The sequence below is a fragment of the Planktothrix sp. FACHB-1365 genome, assembly GCF_014697575.1.
Lineage (GTDB): Bacteria > Cyanobacteriota > Cyanobacteriia > Cyanobacteriales > Microcoleaceae > Planktothrix.
The window spans coordinates 490,512-508,313 of the sequence record NZ_JACJSC010000001.1; the positions used below are offsets into that span (position 1 = coordinate 490,512).

The window sequence follows — 17,802 nt, forward strand, 5'->3', positions numbered from 1 at the left end:
AATGGGAGCCAGAAGACCCGCACCATAAGGAACGTTGGTGTCGGGATCAATGGCGGGACATCAAAAAACAAATTACAGATTCCGTGTTAGAATGTAAGACATGACAGAAAAAGCCTATCGCTACCGATTCTATCCAACTCCTGAACAAGAAGACCTGTTGAGGAGAACATTGGGGTGTGTTCGACTAATCTATAATAAAGCATGATTCAGCCAGAACCCAAGCTTGGTACGAACGGAAAGAACGAGTAGGCTATTCTCAAACATCTTCCCTGTTAACTGAATGGAAAAAAGAAGAAGAACTGAACTTTCTAAATCATGTGAGTTCAGTTCCACTTCAGCAAGGATTAAGACATCTGCAAACCGCTTTTACCAACTTCTTTGCAGGTCGGGCTAAATATCCCAACTTTAAAAAGAAACGTCATGGGGGTAGTGCAGAATTTACGTCATCTGCATTCACCTATAAAAACGGTGAAATTTATCTAGCTAAGAATAAACAACCTTTACCGATACGGTGGAGTCGTCAACTTCCAAAAGAATGTCAACCCTCAACAGTAACAGTTAAGTTAGACCCTAGTGGTCGATGGTTTGTCTCTTTAAGAATTGATGATTTAACTAATAACAAATTAGAACCCACCGAAAAAAATGTAGGAATAGATTTAGGAATTTCTAGCCTATTTACTTAGTGATGCAAATTGGGCAGAATTTGTCCGTCAGTTAACCTATAAGGCTGAATGGTACGGGCGAAAATTAATTAAAATAGACCGATGGTTTCCCAGTTCCAAACGTTGTGGAAACTGCGGACATATTTTAGATAAATTGCCATTAAAGATCAGGGAATGGGATTGTCCTAATTGTGGGAGACATCATGACCGTGACATTAATGCAGCAAATAATATTTTGGCGGCCGGGCTGGCCGTGTCAGTCTGTGGAGCGACTGTAAGACCGGAACAGAGTAAATCTGTTGAGGCGGGTGCGAAAACCCGAAAGGGACGGAAGCAGAAACCCAAGTCGTGAGTCTTGGGAATCCCACACCATTAGCTTGATCGTTGGTGTTGGGAGGATGTCAATAAAATTCTATCCAAAAACCAAAAGGACGAGGTTTTCTCACCTGAACAGAGAGACTTCCTCGCCCCGATTCTTTGATAATTTCGCACAGGTAATCGTTTATTCTTCGTCGCCTTCTTCTGCGTCGTCAATGGGATAGTAGAATCCTGTAGAACGACCTGTGAGAACAGACTTACCGAGGGATAACGCTTTTTCAGCTTGTAGTCTTGCTTTCCGCTTCCAAGTCGCCTTCCGCATATCGCGTCTTGACCTGGACATTTTCTTCTTGGGTACAGCCATGAGCCTAGTTTAATGAAGATTTTGCACAAACTATTATATTACCCTATCTGTACCCTTGACTGAAGATTTTTTCCCAAAAAATTTACAACGACTGCAAAAAGCGGACTAACGCCTCTCGGTCTTTCTGGTTCAGGGTTCTGAATGCTTCTTTAGCGGTTTCAGCTTCTCCCCCATGCCATAATATCGCTTCTTCGAGGGTTCGCGCCCGACCATCATGCAAATAGCCGGAATAGGGAGAAATGGTTTGAGTTAACCCAATTCCCCATAAAGCCGGGGTGCGCCATTCTGTTCCTGACGCTTGAAATTCCGGGCGGTTATCAGCTAATCCTGGGCCTAAATCATGTAATAATAAATCCGTATAGGGATGAATGGTTTGATTAGCTAATTCTTTAACCGCATGATTCCCAGTTTTTAAGGTGGGTAAATGGCAGGAAACACAATTCGCTTGAGTAAATAAAGTTTCGCCGCGTTTGACTTGGAGATCATCTAATAATGTTCGGGCGGGCACGGCTAAAGTCTGGACATAGAATGTTGTTAAGTCTAAAGTTTTTTGATCAATATCCGTTTGTTTTTCACCTTCAGTAAATAAGGGGTTTGTAATTCCCATATCATTCACATAAGCTCCCGCATTTTGTTGAATTAAGGTTGGATTTCCAGCTTTTAAACCAAACCGTCCTAATGCTTGTGATTGTTTTTGAACATCCCAAACTCGATTGACTTTTCCTGAAATTCCATCGTGATTTTTATCTTGAGGATCAGCCAAATTTAAAATCGTTTGTTCAGGAACTGCTTCTAATAAACCCAAACCAAAAACAGGGGGTGGAATTCTTAATGATTTTTGAATATCTGTTGCAATGGGTTGACCATTAGGAAGGGTAATTTTGGGTTGAGGCGATCGCAATTCATAAGATGTACCATCGCCATATTCACCCGTTTTTTCTTGCCATTCTATATTAACTGTAGCTTCAGGCTTTTGTCCATAAATGGCGAAATCTTGAATTTGGGTTCCCAGTCCCAAAACAGGAGGCATATTATCAAGTTTAATCGACCCTTCTAAATGATAATTACCGGGTTGAATTGGATTAATTTTAGGTGCGCTGACTCTGACTAATAATTGTCCAGGTTCGGGTAAACCTCGACCATTTTTCAGATGACATCCTGCACAGGAGGCATTATTAAAAAAAGGCCCTAACCCAGGATGAATTTGTGCAGGTTTGGTGACAAAATTCGCCTCAAAAGCAGTATTAGATTCTGTATGTTTTTTCTTTCCAGCTTCACCTAAATTAGCTAAGGGTTGCTCAAAACTACTAGAACTGCGGTTAAATACCGTTGTTTCTCCTCCTGCTAAAGGGATTTCGGGTTGAAACAAATTTTGAAAATGCCAAAGATGAGATAGGGTAATTCCTCCTAAAATTGTAATGGCGAAAATGATTAAAAATTTAATCGGTTTTCTAGGAGGATATTTTAAGGATAGAGTTTGCATTGTATTATAGGTTGTAATATTTTATCGTAGGGGTAATGTCCTTCCAAACCCTCTTTGCGCCTGGATTTGGAAGGACATTACCCCTACAGAACTTTTTCATAAATTATTTAGGATTACTATAGGTTGTTTTGAGCAGGGGAAGAAGTTGTGTTTCTATTGTAGAAAACAAGGTTAAAATCGCTGATTTAGCTGATGTTAATTTAGCCGTTGCATCAGGGCTTTTAATCGTGCTTTCAATAGGAGCGGGAACCGCATTAATTGCTTCTAAAGCTGCTTTTAATTCTTGTTTAATTTTTTGATCTAATTCAGGATTTTTTTGAGCCACTAAACCACTAATACTATTACTTTGGGTTCCGGTTGCTGAAATTTGCCCTAAATAAGCATTCTCAACACTTTTAAGATTATTCTTAAAATCAGTTAGAGAACTTTGGCTAAACCGACTTTCAAAGGTTAAATTATCTTTCGTTTCTAAGGGTTTCCCGATTTTCTCATTCGCCACTTCATCCAAACAGCCTAACATCCCCTGTATAATTTCCTCAACTGCGGCTTGTGGGGTGGGATAGGCGGGATTATTATTGGTTCCTGCGGTTGCTAAAACTTCCCGATATGCAGGATTACCATTGACTCCTTCAGCCCAACTTTTGGTTAAATTATTGGCAGATTCATTAAACGCTAAAGTTAAATTTTGTAATAATTTTAACTCTCGTTTTGAAAAATCATCAGCCGTTTTTTGAGAATCTAAACCAAATAATAGATATTCAATTGTATGAAATCCTTTTTGCGTTGTTTGCAGTTTTTTCACCGACTCTAAGGTAATTTCATCCTGACTATTAATAACAGCAACAACATCCGTTTCATTCACAGGCCAATCATCTAAATCCCCATCATAGCCTAAAGATTCCGCAGGGCCAAAGGCAAAGGCTTCGCTTTGTTCCCAAGGTGAACGAGCCACTATCCAAGCGTTTTGTGCGGCTTTGAGGGTTTCTTCGGTGGGGTTTTCCACAAACTGATTAACGGCTTTCGACAGTTCCTCGGCGTCTTCTACTAACTGTTGATAGGTCGGAATCACAACTTGATCCGCAAAATTACTCACCACTAGAGTTGTCGTGTCTGGTGATACGGCTTGTGAGGATAAATTACTATTAGTTGAGGCTATATTATTGCAACTACTACTCAATAAGAGTAAACTAGCGATCGCACCTGTTCTAAAATACTTTAAGATTGAGGAAGTCATCGATTGAATGGGTAGAGTCTTGTTCATAGTTTTTGAGAGTTTTTATTGAATAAACAATGACGGGAGGACAGGTTTAAGCTGTTTTAATCCTCCCGAATCACCCTTGATCATTAGGGGGTTTTCGTTGATAAAGGACTGAGTTCTAGGGAACCATTTGGCGTGAAAATTACGATAAATTCACCTAATGGAGATGTAGATTTCAACGCTGTCTTGAGTTGAGATAAAGGGATTTCTTGAAGATAATCCTTAGCAGATTGATTTAAGGGAATATAATGGGAAATTTCTCCCTGAATATTCACACTCACTTGATACATTAAATGGGTGGTAAAGGTCGGCCAAGTTTGCCACGCCGTATCAAGACTTTGGTAAAGAGTTTGCTGTAATTCTTCTAACTGATTAGAGTCGGTTATAACAGAATTTTCAGCTATATTAACTACAGCTTTAACTTCCGGTATCACCTGTTTTTGAGAATGGGGGTTAGGAACGGATTTAACGTGATATCCTCGAAAATTATCCATTTGGCTGACCCGCCACATTGCCAGAGGAAAGGTTCCTGCAAATAGTGTAAAAACCCCGACTAAAATCCAGACAATCTTATGTAATTTTTGAGGAGGTATAGTTTTAGATTCTGCCATGTTTACCATTTTTATCTCGTTAAGTTAAGGGTAAATAAGGAAATAGAGGATGCCAACACATTGCTGTTGCAGCTACTAATAAGAAAAACATCCAGAAAAAGATGGTTTTAGATGAAATATTCTTGTTTTTCCAAAGCTGAGAAAGAATCAACCAACTGATTAGCCAACCGACTAATAACATCGTTTCTTTTCCGGTATAACTGCCAATATTTCCCCAAATGGGGTCAGGGTTACGGCTACCCGGTATCCAACTTCCCAGCATCCAAATAAATTTTTCTCTGGCTTTAGAGGTATCAGATAAATGGTGTGTCACCATCATTGTAAATGCACCAATTCCAGCACTCACTAAGGCAGCCGCAGCAGGGCCAGAAACCGTTGGAGGAGTTTTTGCACCTGTGGATAATTCGTGAGGAAAGTGTTTGATTTCTCGCCAAATTTTTCCATAAAAAGGTTCGGTTTTTAGAGAATTTGATGGCGTTGAATATTGACTCATTGATGTCACCTGTAGGTTAAAATTAGGAATTATAAAGAATGAATTTTGGCAACGGCTAATCCGCTTACCATTCCTCCCATCGCAAAAAACATTATTCCCATTAATCCTATACAGGTTGCGGTTAAAATCGGTCGATTTTGTTTCTCTAAAATAGAGTCCCCATATTGCCATAAAATCCAAGTACAGGCGACACAGAGAGGCAGGGTAAATAACACGCTAAATTCGTGATATTCCATCAAAACATATTGACCTAAAGGAGAGTTTTCTTTTAACCAAGCGCGAGCCCCGCCAAATTGCATATCGGCGCGATATCGCATATAAGCTAAGTTTCCAGTAGCAATAGCTAAAAAGGAAATAACACTTGACCAAAAGGCTAAAGTTCGCATTTGAGGCAGAATTTTACTCGCGCCTCTAAGCAGGGGAAATGCTAAATGTCCGGTGTAAACAATGACGACGGTTGCTAATAGGGAACCAAAGCCATGTATTGTTCCTAAACTTCGTTGCCAAGGACTCGGATGCAGTAAATTTACGAAGGGTAAAAATAGAAATAAACCTGCGGATAAAATACTAAGTCCGTAGATACACAGTGTTGCTAAATCCAGAGAACGGGGGAAATTTGAGGTATTGGTTTGCATTGGAGGTTCTATCAATTAAGATTTATTCTCAATTAGTTGAGAAATTGAATCGGAAAACAAAGTTTCCTGACAACAGAGTTGACAGAAAATCGAAAAAAAACCTACAATGAAACTATCCAATCAAAATTAAGCGATCGCTTTCCAGGGTTATCGCTCAATCAAGACATCAGGATGTTTCAAAAGTGATGGTTATCGCTTTTGGGTTTAGGCTCTAGGCTAAGTTGCTCAACTTTTCAGTCTAGTGCCTTTTATCATGTTTTCGCAAGCTCTCAATTCATCTGGATTTTTCCAGATTAGTTGATAAAGCTTCTCAATTAAGATACGACAACTCTTGTCAAAATGCAAGAGTCTAAATAGCCTATGCTCCTGTGATTGAGTCTAGGGTTAAGATAACAGGGGTGTGATCACTCGGCTGTTCCCAGGTTCTAGGGATTTTGTCGATGATAGAATTGCTGGCGACTTCATACAGGGGTAAGGTTAAATAATGGGTATCAATGCGCCATCCGCTATTGCGTCGGAAGGAAGCTTGGCGATAGTCCCACCAGCTAAACTGTCCGCCTTCCGTTGTGAACTTGCGGAAGGCGTCTTGAAAGCCTAATTCTAATATTGATTGTAAAGCTTGACGTTCAGCATCACTCGCCATAATATGAGTTTCTCGATTTTTGGGGTTATGAATATCAATATCTTCTAAAGCAATATTAAAATCCCCACAAATACAAATCTTTTCCGTTTGAGTTAACAGAATTTTTAAATAATCTTTGAGATAATTTAACCATTTTAATTTATATTGATATTTATCGCTATCAATACTAGAACCATTGGGAACATATAAATTAACAATCGCAATACCATTAACAATTGCCGTTAAAACTCGTTTTTGCTCATCAAAGTTTTGAGCTTGTTCAGTATTTAAAATACCAGAAAATCCAAAATGAACCGATTCTAGGGGAGTTTTGCTTAAAATTGCCACCCCATTATAGGCTTTTTGACCGTAAATATAAAGGTGATAACCCATATCTTCAAAGAATAGACGAGGAAAATCTTTATCAATCACTTTAGTTTCCTGCAAACAAAGAATATCAACAGGATGAGTTTGTAACCATTGCAATAGATGATCTTTTCGAGTTCTAATTGAATTAACATTCCACGTTGCAATTTTCATCCCAGACTCCTAATTAAATTCGTTGTTATACAATTCTAATGGATTATTCTACACTGAATCCAACCTTTAGGGGGTTAGGGAGATCTAATCTCAGTTTTAATTAAGGGTTTTCGGTTTAATTTGTGGATCAACATTGATTATATTGTGTCTTGATTCATTGAAACCCCAGTGAAAAATTAGAGATTTAATCAATACTTAACTTAATTAAGATTCACTTTTTATCACTTTTTGTCACTTTTTTCACCTCTGAATTCACTTTTTGGCAACTTTTTTTCCGTGAGAGGGTGGTAGGCTATTACCAGAATCAATTTTGTTCGATAGGTTTCAACCTGTTGGTACAAAGTTAAAGTCCACCTACGCGGACTCAGAACAGATCCAAGAAACCGGGTTTTCCCCAAAAAATTCAGATTCAAGAGTTCAGGAGATTAACCAATGAACAACGACTTAACAAGTTTCGGCTTTTTGCGTAAAAGTTGAGGCTGAAATTGGATACCTAGATAGAGAGTTACGAGGGGTTGTTCAGAGGTAGTGTCATGTAGTATATTTGTGCTACACTATAACAACTCGCGCCTTTATGGTCAGCGCTTCGAGAGGGAGAGCGATCGCAAAGGTTTCGGGAACTCGATTAATAAGTCCTGAGTATTAAGGTGATTAGCTTATGACTGATGACATTAATAATGCCTTGAATGCCCTTACATCTTTGGATTTAGGTGGCGATCTGAGTAGCGATCCTGCCTTGTATTCTCAAGTAGGTGACTCTAGCACTCAAGATAATTTGCATCATTCAGGAATGCCGGATTTTAATCAACATCATGGAGTTGAGGCATTTTCTTTTCCCACTGGGTTTGATGGTGCAGGTGTTTTTGATAATAACCAGCCTGATTATTCATGGCCAGATTCAACAAATCTTCATCTTCCACACCCTAATTATCACCAGAATATAGGGTATGGAGAGAGTTCTATACATAGCGATCGCAGCCACGAATCGGGAAATTTAGGTCAAAATGAATATCATTTTCCTATTACAGAACAACTTCAAGTCATGAACTGCCATGATAATTGTCCTTACACAACAATAAGTAATAGTGGCTGGATTTACAAACATACATCAGATAGTTCTTCGGGTGACTGGGTTGGTAAAGTAGATGGGCGATCTGTTTACAATACATCAAGCCACTATTTAGGTTATGCAGGAACAGATGGCAAAGTTTATGATAACGACGACCATTGTGTAGGTTGGGTACATGGCTGTCACGTTTACAACAAAGGTGGCGAAGAAGTTTATGAAACAACAAAAGGAGTGGTTGGTGCGGCTGCTTATTTGTTGTGTGTTTATTATGGTGGCGTGAATTAAATTGGAGTAAGATAAATGACCAAATCATTACCAGGAAGAAAAGGCTTGTGGGGACACATTAAAGATGGTTTACACGATCTCTTTTACACGGGAAGTAGAGGAGCTAGAATTACGGCCGGAACTCAAGAAAGAAACAATCAGAATTTGATTGAATATTATGACAAACGAGATAATATTCAACAACAAATGGAAATGGCTAAAATGCAATTGCAAGTTGTAACGCAACAAAGATCCTTAGAAGTTCAAGTTGAACAAGGTAATCTTAATAGAAAAGTTCAGATGATTGAAGGTCAATTGAATCGTCAATTACAGTCTGACTTAGCGGAGCTTAATCGTTTATTTCAAGCTGAACTAGCAGTATTTAATCAGAATTTTCAGGCTCGTGAAGGAATGCTCAACCGTGAATTACAAGCGGAATTAGCAAGATTAAATCGAGAGTTTCAAGCACAAGAAGCTAAATTAAATCGAGAGAATGCTTTGCAATTGGAAATTTTTAGAGGTAAATTGCAAGTGTTTTTACAAGAACAACAAAAAGAGTTTCAACTGCAATTAAAGGAGATTGATGCGACTTTAGCCAAAGAACTCAAAAAACTTGATTTGCAAAATAATCTCACTGTCGTTCGTCAACAACGCCGTTTAAATAATTGGCCTCTAACCCTTGACGATGAACAAATTAAAGAGATGATGACATCGGATAAATTAATGATTTTATTTGTTCCACCAATCCTCAAATTTGATTCAGCAGGTACAGGTTCTAATTCTACTCCTAATAACTTTCCTGAAATTGAAGAAGGTTTAAAAAAACAAGTGCGGGCTTTTATTGAAAAATATCAACAAAAAGGGAGAGATGTTGATTATTTAACAGGTGTCTGGAAAACCAAAGCATTATCAGCAGAAGGAGCCATGAAAACTATTCTTAATACTTTGAAACCAATGGTAATTATTAATACCATTGTGGAAAGAAGTTATTACCATCTGGAATATGGCTATGCCACTGATTTACTTGATATCCCTTATATTGGCTCTTTACCAAAAGAAGAATCTTTATCCTGGATAGAGTTATTATATGATGCTACCAAAGAACGTTTATTAAAATGGCAAGAACAACGTAATCTTGAAGCGGAAGAAACAGGTACAACCAATGACTTTGATCAAGATTGGGGTTTAGAAGTTGTTAAGAAGTTTTTAGCTGATTTAGAATTTATTAAACGAGAACAAAGACTTTTAGAAAGAGGACAAAATCCAGCCGAGTTACCTAACCGTAATTATACAATTCTTGATTCAGATAAAGAAAAATTTTGTCGTTTTTTATCGATTCAGATTTGTATTCTAATCGGCAAATTTGCCGATGAGTATTTTATTTTAGATGTTGCACCTAAAAAGCGTAAGCCTCCCTTATTACCACAATTATTACCAGATTTATTAAAAGACGTACCCGCCGAATACCAAATCGAAATAGTGGAAGCTGTTATTGCTTTTTCTAAATCATTGTATCAGCAATTAGAAAAAACTGAATCAGCTTGGATTCCTGAGATGTTATTAAGTTTAGCTCACAGTTTGACTTTTCTTGATAACAAATCTTATGCCACAGAGCAGGTAGAAGAATCGGTCAGATGTTGGTTATTAATGCGAGGTATTGACTCTTTAGAACAGATTACTAATTTGGAAATAATGAAGTTTGTTATTACACCAGAAGCTAATAAATATCTGGAGTATCTCAGTCAATGTTTAGACCTTTTACCACAGGAGGATTTACCTTATGCTCAAACACTTTATCAAACTTGGAAAAGACTTAAAATTCGTGGTCTTCTTCCAGTTGATCAAGAAGGTTATACCCTATTTAATCGGTAAACCCACATAGGATCTGTAGTGGTTGGGTTTCCTTCCCACAACCCAACCTACAATTAATTACCGCTAGTTTTACCTAACTTGCATAAAAACTTAGATTCTGCTCGATAAATAAATAAAGGTAGATTTCTGAGCAATAGCTTGAAACTTACGTTCCTTTCACTCTTTGGAGAATCAAATATTATGAGTCAAGATTTTTTATTAGTTGTCGCTATTGATTTTGGCACATCACACTCCGGTTTTGCTTATAAATATAAAGAGGATTTAGAATGCGTCTATCGTGATCTTTGGCATGATAGTCCTAAAAGTTATCCTAAAACTGCTACTCATCTTTTAATGTCACCTGATGGTAATGTGGAAGCTTGGGGATATAGTGCTATTAAAAAATTAGCAGAACTTCGCTCTAAAGGATTGGCAAAAGATTACTCTTTTCTCAAGAAGTTTAAGATGAAGTTACACAAAGGAGAAAGAGATCACAAAGGCATTTACACCATAGAAAATGGACAAAAATTCTATGTTATTGATCTTATTGCTGAATATATCCGTTTGATTAAAGATGAAGCTCTCCAAGAAATTAAGACAAATTATGCAAATTTTGTTGATGAAAAAGAAATTCGCTGGTGTTTAACAATTCCTGCGATCTGGAAAGATGAAGATAAAGATTTAATGCGCCGAGCGGCTGTAAAAGCGGGATTAATTGGCGATTCTGAGGAGGAATCAGAGCGTCTTTTTCTGGTACTTGAACCAGAAGCGGCAGCTATTTTCTGTCAGGAAATAGATAAAAATACCCTTACTCCGGGTACTCATTTAATGATTGTTGATTGTGGGGGTGGTACAGTAGATATTACTGTCCATGAAGTTGTGCAAGTGCGTGATGGTTTGAAAGATGTCGCATTAGATGAAATCGCTCCCGGTACTGGTGGTGCTTTTGGCTCAACTTATGTGGACGACAGCTTTTTGGACTATTTAGCAAACAAGTTAACTCTTAAAGCTATAGAACAATTTCAGGAGAAAGAACCTTTAGATTATTTGAAAATGATGGAGGAATGGGAACGAACTAAATGTGCTTTTGATCCCGAAAAAAGTGGTGATGTAATTTATTTTCCTCTAGGAGTTAAATTCTACAATCTCCTAAAGGAGAATTATCCCCAAGTTCTCAAAAAGTTAGCAGATGAACAAAATGGAGATGATACTGATCTTTATATCAGTCGTGAAACAATGGAAGGTATTTTTAAGCCTACCTTAGATGGGATTGTGGAAAAAGTTAAAGAGCAGTTTCAAGAATTAGACAATCAATCTTGTGATCTGATGTTTCTGGTTGGTGGTTTTTCTACTTCTCCTGTCCTCAGAAAACGAATTGAACAGGAATTTGGCAAAAAAGTCCAAAATATTGTTATGCCACCTCGTCCAGGTCTTGCTATTCTTGGGGGTGCGGCATCCTTTGGGGTTAATCCCTCAGCTATTCGGGCAAGACGTAGCCGTTTAACTTATGGTGTCAGTTTGACTCCAGCATTTGTAGAAGACGTTGATCCAGAAAGTAAAAAAATTTGGGCAAAAGACTTGAACAAATATCTCTGTATGGATCGTTTTGCCGTTCTTGTTGAGAAAGGAGATCGTGTACCAACAGATGCAGAAATAACAACAATCTTTCAACCAGCAGATCGTCTTCAAAAAGCGATGGATTTTGAATTTTTTTCAACACCCAGAACTGATATCCGCTATACAGATGAACCAGGTGTTACCAAATTAGGGGAATTATTAGTCGAAATGCCATTCACTCAAGGCGGACTTGATCGCCAAGTAGAAGTGACATTTTACTTCGGACAAACGGAAATAAAAGTTCATGCTAAAGATATGACATCAGGAGAAGACTTTAAAACAGCTATTCGCTTTAATTCTGGTTATTAAGTAAACCAAAAAGGATGTAGTAAGAGCTTAATATCTAAATCTCTTACTACAAGATTTTTTTAAAATTCACACTGACTTACAATCATTTTCAATTATTTTACTGGAGGCAAAAACCATGTGTTCACAACATGATAACAATCAATCTCAACAACCTGACTCAAATTCTCAACAGGATTCATGGGAAAATTGGATTTCTAATCTTGAGCAAAATCATAAAGAAATATTTCAATGGCTTCTTGTTCAGTTTAACATACAAGGATGGGAAACATGGTTGAGAAAAAAACAGTTACTTGAAGAAGCCATTACCAATCCTGAAAAATTACTTGGTTTGTTGTCAACATTACGACTCGATATTGAACAACTTGAACAAGGATTAAAACAGTCTCTTGATGGGTTACAAAAAGAAAAGCCTGATTTATTTAATTGGCTTATTAATTTATTTGATGTTAAAGAATGGCAGAAACATAAGCAACCTGAAGCATTAGCAAATACAATCAAAGACACTCGAATATTGTTTGAAGTATTCGCCAAAATTCAAAAAAATGATCTTTCATTAAGCACAGAAATTGATCAGCTTCAAAAAACAAAACCTCAGTTATTTCAGTGGCTGTTACAACGCTTTGGAATTAATGGGCTATATCCTCAAGCTGAGAACTTAGAAAAGAAAATGCGAGATCATAAAGTTGTGTTTGAAGTATTCGCACAATTAAGTCAACTTTCAGTAGGTAATTATCAACAGCAACAAAGTTGCCGACAAGAAATTGAGTATTTAGAACGTCAAAATCGCTATTTGTTTATCACTCTTTTGAGACTGTTTGAAATTTCTGAGCAATTACACCCTAATAAACAAAAACAACAGCTTGAAACTAAACTGCTAGACCCAATTTTATCAGTACAAGCGTTTTCCACTTTTTCCGAGCATTATAACAAACTGAATGCTCAACTTCAAGATACCAAAAATAGTGAAAATGCCATGAGGCAGGACTTAGAAAAACTACGGCAAGAAAGACGCAGTGTTTCTTATTATGAGGAAAAAGTTCAAGAACTTGAGGCAGAAAATGAAGCACTTAAGAAAAGATCAGGCGAAATGTTTGCCACATTAAGTAAACAACACCGTAATGAAACAACAACTATCACTTCTGATGATTCTCGCCGTCAAAGAGATACCTTGATTTCAGAGTTTAAAACTCTTTCTAGTCAAGACTTTAAGCGAATCACTGTGCAAATTTTTAACCATTTGACCTCAATTAATCACGAATTACAGAATAATCGCAAACAGGAAGAAGCAAAAATCAGATCTATTCTATCTCAGCGAATCTTTGAGTCTGAAATTAATTGGATTAAACAAAACAACAGTGTTTCATCTGAAAGTAATCTTTGGACAATGAAAGCAAAAGAAATTACTCAGCTAATTACTCAAGATTTATTTCAACAATCTACTAATAATATTCCCAAGGAGATTATCGAAAGTCTGGAAAGTTTAACTCAAAAAGGATTAAAATTAGTCAAAGATATTATTAATGATCAGCCACCAGGTGAACTATGGATTGAACCGAAAGATAAGAATTTTAATCCCGATAAGCATGAACCAATGATAGGTTGTGAAGCTGATGGAGTTATCCTTTATACAACTTATCCAGGTTATCGTACTGGCAGTCGTATTCTTGAGAAAGCCATAGTTTTTACAGTACCTAAACAAGAAATCAATCCTTCTACAAAGGACATAGAAACTACTCCCAATACAAATCAAATCAATACAGGTTCCATTTCTAAAATTAGTGCATCTCAAAAAGTACAAGTATTAAATGATAAAGGAATGACTGATGATGACATAGCTAAAAAATTAGAAGTAACACCTATTACTGTATCTAACTGGAAAAAAGCATTGTGTAATCCATCAACAGAAAATGCTGAAAAATTAGATCAGCTTTATCAAGAAGTTTGTGGACAAAGTTCAAATTTATATGATAGTCAATCTGAAAATGAAGAACGAAAAGTTTTTTCTGGTATAGTTAAAAACAGATATGGAGTTAATCTGTATAAAACTCCCAAACAAACAGATATTGATATAGAACAAAAAATAAATTATGGTGATAGATTAATTTTTGATATGTTGGAAAAAACACAAAATTCTCCAGACAAGATTTGGGATGAAGATAAGAAAACTACAGATGATATTTGGTTACGAGTAGTAGATAAAAATTATTGGATTCCTCGTGCTTACATTCGTTTAGATCAATAATTGAGTTAATCAATGATATTGGATGTGTCAGATTTTAAGCTAATTATTTAACTAATATCTTAACTGTCTGACCTACTTTAAAAGTCAAGAGCAATGTCTCTCAAAAACCGGGTTTCTAGAGAGATCTGATTTTCCCCAACAATCTTTAAGAATAAACCCGGTTTCTTTAGCCGCGATCGCACCTCTCTTATCCCCAATCTCAAAGGGCGATCGCTAATTTTTCAATAGACACTCAATTTAAACATATAAAAGCTGATTGGCAATTTCATCAGCCGTTAGCGTATTTAACAGAATAGCAACCCGTTGAACAATTTCATAGGCATTTTTTTGAGGAATCACAATAATACCAGAATGTTCCCATCCTTCTGTCATATATTCTAGGTGTAATCGCTCAAAGTCCACGCGATTGTGAGTGAGCAAACATCGATCAACAGATGCAGCATAAGCCAATTGTTGCCTATCCAATTGACCCAACATTCCCTGTTCGCTCGTTGTCGTCACATCAAAACCCCTAGCCCGTAGCAAAGTAGCGACAAGCCTAGAAACATCTTCATCTGTATGAAGAGTTGCAAATAGTTTCACGGTTTTCTCATCGCCGCTTTGACAGCAGGATGAATCAAGTTTTCAGGAATTCGATTACGCTCAATATAAGTATTTATTTCTTCCTGATGATCCAAATAAAAGCTCAGTGCGTCAAAAACTTGAGCTAATTTTAGATGAGGTAAGTGCATCGGGATTTCTTCAGGAGTAATACCCAAACGCCACAATTCTACGATCGCACGAACTGAAGTTCTCGTTCCTGTAATAATCGGTTCCCCTTGCAAAATTTCAGGGTGACGTGCGACATAACGCGAAGCAGATTGTGTAGTCATTATGAGATTAGCCAGACACATTGATCTTGATTAAAACTTACCCTATTGATTATAACTTATTATGAACCAAAACAATATTAATTAATTGTATTGATTAATTTATTCAAGTGCGATCGCACCTGTCCTCTCTCAGAAACCGGGTTTCTAGAGAGATCTGATTTTCCCCAACAGTGTTTAAGAAGAAAACCGGTTTCTTTAGCCGCGATCGCGTCTCTCTTATCCCCAATCTCAAAGGGCGATCGCTTTTTGTTCAAAACCCATTTACCTAAATTCTCAATGAAGTTATAATTAATAATGAAAAATAAATTATTAAAAATAATGCCATAATTACTTTAAAAATAGACGACATTCAACACAATTTATCAGAATTTATAAAACTGATTCAAGACGGCAAAACTTTAATCATTACTCAAGCAGATCAACCTATTGCTGAAATTAAACCCATACTAACAAAACCACCTCAAAAAGAACGCCGTCCTATTGGTTTGTGTGAGGGTAAATTTGTTGTACCTGATGATTTTAATGATCCCCTCCCTGAAGAAATTATTAACTTATTTACCAATCCATGAAAATTATCTTAGATACTCATATTTTTCTGTGGTTTATCACTAATAATCAATGAGGGTGGCTACATCGCCTTTTTTGAGGTGATGTTCGGGAAAATCGCAATTTAAGGAAACACGCTGGTAGAGGTCAAACATTTGTTGATTTCTCCTTTTTAAGTAGAGCGATCGCACACAATCCAGAAACCGGGTTTCTCCTTGAGATTAATAGTATTCCATCAATATCTCTTCAGAAACCCGGTTTCTAGGGGCGATCGCACCTCTCTCTCCTATCCCCCAACTTCAAAGCCTGATCGCTAATTTTTCAATAGATACTTTGAGTTAAAAATAGGGTGCTCAAACACAACAACGGCATAACAACGGGGTTAAATCGGACAACATAACCCGCCAGAACGTTGACTAAAACGTGAGTTTTCGTTATAGTCTACAGGACAATCAATCACAACAGGAACCTCTTGATTTAAGGCTTCTTTAAGAATTGGAACTAAATCCGTTGTTGCTTCAACGCGATAGCCTTTTAACCCCATACTTTCGGCAAATTTAACAAAATCAGGATTCCCAAATTTGATAAATGAAGATTCACCAAATTGATCGTTTTGTTTCCATTCAATTAATCCATAACCGCCATCATTAAAGATTAAGGTAACAAACGGTGTCCCCACTCGTAAGGCGGTTTCTAATTCTTGGTTATTCATCATAAATCCGCCATCTCCTGTTACCGCCACTATCTTGCGATCAGGATAAACTAATTTTGCCGCTACTGCACCGGGAATGGCAATTCCCATCGCAGCAAATCCATTAGAAATTAAACAAGTATTCGGACGTTCACAATGATAATGTCTCGCCATCCACATTTTATGAGCACCGACATCAGAAATCACGATATCCTCTGGGCCCATAACTTGACGCAAATCATAAATAATTTTTTGCGGTTTAATCGGAAATCCATTATCATTAGCATAATATTCGTAATCTTTGCGAATATCACTTCTTAATTTTAAGGCATAAGGTTCGGGTTTTCCGGTGCGATCTGAACGTCTTAAAATTTCCTGGAGAGAGTCAGAAATATCCCCAATAATTTCAGCAATCGGAATATAACTACTATCAACTTCCGCAGGCGTTTCGCTAATATGAATAATGGGAACTTTGCCTTGGGGATTCCATTTTTTCGGGGAATATTCAATTAAATCATAGCCAATAGCAATGATTAAATCGGCTTTGTCAAACCCACAGCTAATATAATCCCGCAATTGTAATCCTGTTGTCCATAACGCTAAAGGATGGGTATAAGGAATCATGCCTTTACCCATAAAGGTATTAACAACCGGAATATTCAGTTGGGTAGCAAATTCTGTGAAAGCTGCACTAGCATTGGCACGAATTGCCCCATTTCCCACTAAAATTAAGGGGTTATTCGCTTTAGAAATGGCGATGGCAGCTTCATTCATACTTTGATAAGCGGAATAAACTTTTTCTCGCTTATCTTGTTTTAAAGGATAGCCTTCAACCGCCATATTAGCAATATTTTCCGGCAGATCAATATGCACGGCTCCTGGTTTTTCAGCTTGCGCTATTTTAAACGCTTTTCTGATAATTTCTGGGGTAATACTAGGGCGAACAATTTGAGCATTCCATTTCGTAACCGGAGCAAACATTGCCACTAAATCCAAATATTGATGGGATTCAATGTGCATTCGATCAGTTCCCACTTGACCCGTAATTGCAACTAACGGCGCTCCATCTAAATTCGCATCAGCAACCCCTGTCATTAAATTGGTTGCTCCAGGGCCTAATGTTGATAAACAAACTCCGGCTCTTCCGGTTAAGCGACCATAAACATCCGCCATAAAAGCAGCACCTTGTTCATGGCGAGTTGTAATAAATTTGATCGAGGATGTTTTAAGGGATTCAAGAATTTGCATATTCTCTTCCCCAGGTACTCCAAAAATATACTCGACCCCTTCATTTTCCAAACATTTAACTAACAGTTGTGCTGTATTCATAATTTTTAAGAAGAATGGAATTTGAT

At 37.3% G+C, this 17,802-nt stretch carries 15 protein-coding genes and 1 pseudogene; 5 read left to right on the forward strand and 11 right to left on the reverse strand.

Annotated features, from left to right (window positions below; genetic code table 11):
• Nucleotides 1-100 precede the first annotated feature (100 nt).
• Nucleotides 101-1,014, forward strand: a pseudogene (locus H6G57_RS02155) (RNA-guided endonuclease InsQ/TnpB family protein).
• A gap of 150 nt (nucleotides 1,015-1,164) precedes the next feature.
• On the opposite strand, the gene rpmF reads toward H6G57_RS02155, so the two are convergent.
• The 7 genes from rpmF to xth all read right to left on the reverse strand — a co-directional run bounded on the left by rpmF (nucleotide 1,165) and on the right by xth (nucleotide 6,986).
• Nucleotides 1,165-1,344 carry a 50S ribosomal protein L32 gene (gene rpmF, locus H6G57_RS02160; protein WP_190515651.1) on the reverse strand — a complete coding sequence of 60 codons (180 nt, stop codon included), beginning with the start codon at nucleotides 1,342-1,344 and terminating at the stop codon, nucleotides 1,165-1,167.
• Nucleotides 1,345-1,426: 82 nt separating this feature from the next.
• Nucleotides 1,427-2,827 carry a di-heme oxidoredictase family protein gene (locus tag H6G57_RS02165; RefSeq protein ID WP_190515652.1) on the reverse strand — a complete coding sequence of 467 codons (1,401 nt, stop codon included), beginning with the start codon at nucleotides 2,825-2,827 and terminating at the stop codon, nucleotides 1,427-1,429.
• A 103-nt stretch (nucleotides 2,828-2,930) separates the two neighbouring features.
• Nucleotides 2,931-4,088, reverse strand: a complete 1,158-nt coding sequence (locus tag H6G57_RS02170) for an imelysin family protein (RefSeq protein ID WP_190515654.1) — start codon at nucleotides 4,086-4,088, stop codon at nucleotides 2,931-2,933.
• Between the two features lie 83 nt (nucleotides 4,089-4,171).
• Nucleotides 4,172-4,696 (reverse strand): hypothetical protein, encoded by a 525-nt coding sequence (locus H6G57_RS02175; RefSeq protein ID WP_190516329.1) that lies wholly within the window; start codon nucleotides 4,694-4,696, stop codon nucleotides 4,172-4,174.
• A gap of 19 nt (nucleotides 4,697-4,715) precedes the next feature.
• Nucleotides 4,716-5,189, reverse strand: a complete 474-nt coding sequence (locus H6G57_RS02180) for a hypothetical protein (RefSeq protein WP_190515655.1) — start codon at nucleotides 5,187-5,189, stop codon at nucleotides 4,716-4,718.
• Nucleotides 5,190-5,218: 29 nt separating this feature from the next.
• Nucleotides 5,219-5,824, reverse strand: a complete 606-nt coding sequence (locus H6G57_RS02185) for a hypothetical protein (protein WP_190515657.1) — start codon at nucleotides 5,822-5,824, stop codon at nucleotides 5,219-5,221.
• Nucleotides 5,825-6,182: 358 nt separating this feature from the next.
• Entirely contained in the window at nucleotides 6,183-6,986 is an 804-nt protein-coding gene (gene xth, locus H6G57_RS02190) for an exodeoxyribonuclease III (protein WP_190515658.1), read from the reverse strand.
• Between the two features lie 658 nt (nucleotides 6,987-7,644).
• Between xth and H6G57_RS02195 the strand changes: the two genes are divergently transcribed.
• The 4 genes from H6G57_RS02195 (at nucleotide 7,645) to H6G57_RS02210 (ending at nucleotide 14,338) form a co-directional block, all read left to right on the forward strand.
• Complete coding sequence (locus H6G57_RS02195) at nucleotides 7,645-8,340, forward strand: hypothetical protein (RefSeq protein ID WP_190515659.1); 696 nt, start codon at nucleotides 7,645-7,647, stop codon at nucleotides 8,338-8,340.
• 15 nt (nucleotides 8,341-8,355) lie between these two features.
• Nucleotides 8,356-10,191 carry a hypothetical protein gene (locus H6G57_RS02200; RefSeq protein ID WP_190515660.1) on the forward strand — a complete coding sequence of 612 codons (1,836 nt, stop codon included), beginning with the start codon at nucleotides 8,356-8,358 and terminating at the stop codon, nucleotides 10,189-10,191.
• A gap of 180 nt (nucleotides 10,192-10,371) precedes the next feature.
• Entirely contained in the window at nucleotides 10,372-12,096 is a 1,725-nt protein-coding gene (locus H6G57_RS02205; protein ID WP_190515662.1) for an Hsp70 family protein, read from the forward strand.
• A 115-nt stretch (nucleotides 12,097-12,211) separates the two neighbouring features.
• The gene (locus tag H6G57_RS02210) at nucleotides 12,212-14,338 is read left to right on the forward strand and encodes a hypothetical protein (RefSeq protein ID WP_190515664.1); all 2,127 of its coding nucleotides are present in this window, start codon (nucleotides 12,212-12,214) and stop codon (nucleotides 14,336-14,338) included.
• Between the two features lie 237 nt (nucleotides 14,339-14,575).
• On the opposite strand, the gene H6G57_RS02215 is transcribed toward H6G57_RS02210, so the two are convergent.
• The 4 genes from H6G57_RS02215 to H6G57_RS02230 all read right to left on the reverse strand — a co-directional run bounded on the left by H6G57_RS02215 (nucleotide 14,576) and on the right by H6G57_RS02230 (nucleotide 17,776).
• A complete protein-coding gene (locus H6G57_RS02215) occupies nucleotides 14,576-14,920 on the reverse strand; it encodes a DUF5615 family PIN-like protein (protein ID WP_190515666.1) in 345 nt (114 codons plus the stop codon).
• Complete coding sequence (locus H6G57_RS02220; protein ID WP_190515668.1) at nucleotides 14,917-15,210, reverse strand: DUF433 domain-containing protein; 294 nt, start codon at nucleotides 15,208-15,210, stop codon at nucleotides 14,917-14,919. The genes H6G57_RS02215 and H6G57_RS02220 overlap by 4 nt, the downstream gene beginning before the upstream one ends.
• A 608-nt stretch (nucleotides 15,211-15,818) precedes the next feature.
• A complete protein-coding gene (locus H6G57_RS02225) occupies nucleotides 15,819-15,911 on the reverse strand; it encodes a DUF4926 domain-containing protein (protein WP_242048840.1) in 93 nt (30 codons plus the stop codon).
• A 227-nt stretch (nucleotides 15,912-16,138) separates the two neighbouring features.
• The gene (locus H6G57_RS02230; RefSeq protein WP_190515669.1) at nucleotides 16,139-17,776 is read right to left on the reverse strand and encodes an acetolactate synthase large subunit; all 1,638 of its coding nucleotides are present in this window, start codon (nucleotides 17,774-17,776) and stop codon (nucleotides 16,139-16,141) included.
• Between the last annotated feature and the right edge of the window lie 26 nt (nucleotides 17,777-17,802).

What these genes read in the sequence shown, in the direction of transcription:
- rpmF (WP_190515651.1), bottom strand. Translation starts at nt 1,344, where the DNA reads ATGGCTGTACCCAAGAAGAAAATGTCCAGGTCAAGACGCGATATGCGG.
- H6G57_RS02165 (WP_190515652.1), bottom strand. Translation starts at nt 2,827, where the DNA reads ATGCAAACTCTATCCTTAAAATATCCTCCTAGAAAACCGATTAAATTT.
- H6G57_RS02170 (WP_190515654.1), bottom strand. Translation starts at nt 4,088, where the DNA reads ATGAACAAGACTCTACCCATTCAATCGATGACTTCCTCAATCTTAAAG.
- H6G57_RS02175 (WP_190516329.1), bottom strand. Translation starts at nt 4,696, where the DNA reads ATGGCAGAATCTAAAACTATACCTCCTCAAAAATTACATAAGATTGTC.
- H6G57_RS02180 (WP_190515655.1), bottom strand. Translation starts at nt 5,189, where the DNA reads ATGAGTCAATATTCAACGCCATCAAATTCTCTAAAAACCGAACCTTTT.
- H6G57_RS02185 (WP_190515657.1), bottom strand. Translation starts at nt 5,824, where the DNA reads ATGCAAACCAATACCTCAAATTTCCCCCGTTCTCTGGATTTAGCAACA.
- xth (WP_190515658.1), bottom strand. Translation starts at nt 6,986, where the DNA reads ATGAAAATTGCAACGTGGAATGTTAATTCAATTAGAACTCGAAAAGAT.
- H6G57_RS02195 (WP_190515659.1), top strand. Translation starts at nt 7,645, where the DNA reads ATGACTGATGACATTAATAATGCCTTGAATGCCCTTACATCTTTGGAT.
- H6G57_RS02200 (WP_190515660.1), top strand. Translation starts at nt 8,356, where the DNA reads ATGACCAAATCATTACCAGGAAGAAAAGGCTTGTGGGGACACATTAAA.
- H6G57_RS02205 (WP_190515662.1), top strand. Translation starts at nt 10,372, where the DNA reads ATGAGTCAAGATTTTTTATTAGTTGTCGCTATTGATTTTGGCACATCA.
- H6G57_RS02210 (WP_190515664.1), top strand. Translation starts at nt 12,212, where the DNA reads ATGTGTTCACAACATGATAACAATCAATCTCAACAACCTGACTCAAAT.
- H6G57_RS02220 (WP_190515668.1), bottom strand. Translation starts at nt 15,210, where the DNA reads ATGACTACACAATCTGCTTCGCGTTATGTCGCACGTCACCCTGAAATT.
- H6G57_RS02225 (WP_242048840.1), bottom strand. Translation starts at nt 15,911, where the DNA reads ATGTTTGACCTCTACCAGCGTGTTTCCTTAAATTGCGATTTTCCCGAA.
- H6G57_RS02230 (WP_190515669.1), bottom strand. Translation starts at nt 17,776, where the DNA reads ATGAATACAGCACAACTGTTAGTTAAATGTTTGGAAAATGAAGGGGTC.